This window comes from Bacteroidales bacterium (genome assembly GCA_031275285.1).
Taxonomy (GTDB): Bacteria; Bacteroidota; Bacteroidia; order Bacteroidales; family UBA4181; genus JAIRLS01.
Genome location: JAISOY010000166.1, coordinates 1 through 2950, shown reverse-complemented (window position 1 = coordinate 2950; position 2950 = coordinate 1). Strand labels below are relative to the sequence as shown.

At 42.0% G+C, this 2950-nt stretch carries 3 protein-coding genes; 1 reads left to right on the top strand and 2 read right to left on the bottom strand.

The features are described 5' to 3' along the window. Together LBQ60_16455 and kduI are read right to left on the bottom strand one after the other, a co-directional pair. Window positions 1–817 (bottom strand): DUF4861 domain-containing protein (locus LBQ60_16455; GenBank protein ID MDR2039516.1); only part of this gene is annotated, 817 nt, incomplete at its 3' end. 41 nt (window positions 818–858) lie between these two features. Next, window positions 859–1701: a 5-dehydro-4-deoxy-D-glucuronate isomerase gene (gene kduI / locus LBQ60_16450; GenBank protein ID MDR2039515.1), complete on the bottom strand. Its 843-nt coding sequence runs from the start codon at window positions 1699–1701 to the stop codon at window positions 859–861. Window positions 1702–1855: 154 nt separating this feature from the next. On the opposite strand from kduI, the gene LBQ60_16445 reads away from it, so the two are divergent. After that, a partial coding sequence (locus tag LBQ60_16445) for an adenylyltransferase/cytidyltransferase family protein (protein MDR2039514.1) occupies window positions 1856–2950 on the top strand: 1095 nt, incomplete at its 3' end.

Genomic DNA, 2950 nt, shown 5'->3' with positions numbered 1-2950 from the left:
AAGCTTCGCCGTTTTCAGTGCGTTTGATAAGCCCTGCAGCGACGGTTAATGTATCACGAGTACCATATTCCTGTGTTACTTTGGTTAACTGGGAGCCGGCATCAATTGAAAAAGTACGGCTTTCGCTGAACGTCTTTCCGTTAACCGTAATATCTTTGTATGTAAGTTTAAATGTCGTACGTAACGGTCCGTTTTCCAAGACTTCCTGACCGACAAAATTTTCATTCAGAGTCAGTGAATCATTTTCAAAAGGGGCCATCATGCCTGCTCCCAGAGTTCGTCCTACTTTATAATCGTCAAGTCCTTCGCCGTGGTCATCATGATAAGAGCGGATCCCGGCCAAGTCATCTTTGTACCATTTATCAATAATCAGATCGCTCGTTCGTTTGTACCATAGATCCAGTCCGTTACTGGGGCCATCAACAGCAACAAGAGCTGGCCCGTATATACGGAATGCCACCCGGTCATTTTCCCAGGCGAAATCGTCCTTTCGTTCCGTAATAAAACGTCCGTATACTTTTGACCGGAAGGTTGACTGTGTTCCTGTTTTTACCGTATAGGATAAGCATTCTTTTGCTTTGATATCCGTTTGGAATATCAGTTTTCTGTCATAGGTGGTTTGTGACGGGATAATTTCACCTTTCTGGTTTGCTACTATATATACTTTTTCTGCCGGAAGATTCATCAATTTTCCTGTCGGTATTTCGACTGTTTCCAAGCGATCGAACTCGCTTGGATTTTCTACCGTTATATTCAGGCCCGAGTTGCATGAAAGCAGCAAAATAAAAGCTGAAATCAAAAAGTATAAATTTTTCATGTTCATTGTGCATTATACGTTAAATAATTATCCTTTTCATATTAGCGGAGCTTATCCGCCGTAAAGGTGTCCATATCATCATAATCCAGGTTTTCTCCACACATTGCCCAGATAAACGTATAGTTGCTGGTTCCGGCTGCAGAGTGGATAGACCACGAAGGTGAAATCACTGCCTGTTCGTTTCCCATAAAGATATGCCTTGTTTCCTGAGGTTGTCCCATGAAATGGCAGACCGCTTGATATTCGGGAACTTTAAAATAAAAATAGGCTTCCATGCGGCGGGAGTGGGTATGCGGCGGCATTGTATTCCATACACTTCCTTCTTTGATTTCGGTTAATCCCATCTGTAACTGACAGCATGGTACAATTTCACTTAATATCAACTGGTTTAAAATCCTTTCGTTGGACAGGTTTTTTACGCCCGGTTCGCGTGTGCGACGCATCTCTTTGGTAATCGCAGTTGTCGGGAATGCCGCATGTGCAGGTGAAGATGCAAAATAAAATTTTGCCGGGCAGGCAGCATCCTTACTTTTGAAAATGACTTCATTCGATCCTCTTCCTATATACAAAGCATCTTTGTAAGTCATTTCAAATGTTTTCCCGTCAACAGAAACAAGACCTTCATTTTCGATACAAATGATTCCCACTTCACGCCGTTCGCAAAAATATTCGGAACGGATCAAATCCACCGTTTCCAGTTTCAGGTTTTCTTTTACGGGAAATGCTCCACCTATGATAAGGCGGTCATTATGGGTATAAACCATGATTACCTCATCTGCTCCAAATAGCTTTTCAACTAAAAATTCGTTTCTTAATTGTGCCGTGTCGTAATGTTTTACGTCATCGGGATGTGTCCCCCAGCGTTCTTCAATTGTTGTCTTCATATTATGATATAAATATTGATGATAATTCGTATAAATCGGACGGTAAAGATACATGAAAAAATATGATTGGAGAATAAATTGGGGGAAAAAAAGATGAGAATTGTACTTATTTCGTATCTTTGCCTCACTGAAATCAATGCATAAAGATGTGTATATGAATAAAAAGGTCTTTGTGAGCGGATGTTATGATATGCTGCACAGTGGTCATGTTGCATTTTTTGAGGAGGCTGCACGATATGGAGATTTATATGTGGGGATCGGTTCGGACAAAACTATCCAGGAGTTGAAAGCCCGTAAAACGATCAATACGGAGGCGGAACGTTTATATATGGTTAAGGCTCTGAAGGCAGTCAAAGATGCATGGATAAACCGCGGTAGCGGTATTCTTGATTTTGTGGAAGATATAAAGCAACTTGAACCTGATATCTTCTTTGTTAATCGTGACGGTCATTCTCCGGCAAAAGAACAGTTTTGTAAAGATTATGGCATCCGTTATATCGTTAGCGAGCGTATTCCTCATAGCAGCCTTCCGGTTCGTTCAACAACAGCCTTGCGAAAGGAGTGCCTGATTCCTTATCGTATAGATTTGGCCGGAGGCTGGCTGGATCAGCCTTTTGTGAATAAGCATTACCCCGGTTCTGTTATAACCGTTTCCATCGAACCCGATTATGAGTTTAATGACCGTAGCGGTATGTCTACGAGTTCCCGCAAGAAAGCAATAGAATTGTGGCATACGGATATTCCCGACGGTGAGAAGGAGATGTTGGCACGGACCTTGTTTTGTTATGAGAATCCTCCGGGTACAGAATATGTGAGCGGTTCGCAGGATGCTTTAGGTATTGTGATGCCTGGACTGAATCGTTTTTTTTATAAGGATAATTACTGGCCGGAAAAGATAGATAAAGTGACTGACCCGGATCTTTTGTCCTGGATTGAACAACATGTCTGGCTTGTGTCGCTTTATCCCCGTGTGAGTGATTATGATGTACTTGCGAATGTGCATATTGACAAAGATGGTGTGATGGCTTTGAGTCAGGCTTCTGAAGCATGCTGGAATGCTATTCTGAATAAAGATGCGGATGGTTGGGGGCGTGCTTCTGTTGCCAGTTTTGAAGCACAATTAAAAATGTTTCCGAATATGATTACCCAGGATATCAATGATGCATTGGAGCCTTATAAATCACAAGTGCTGGGATGGAAATTATCAGGAGCCGGAGGTGGTGGTTACTTGATTTTTGTTAGTGAGACA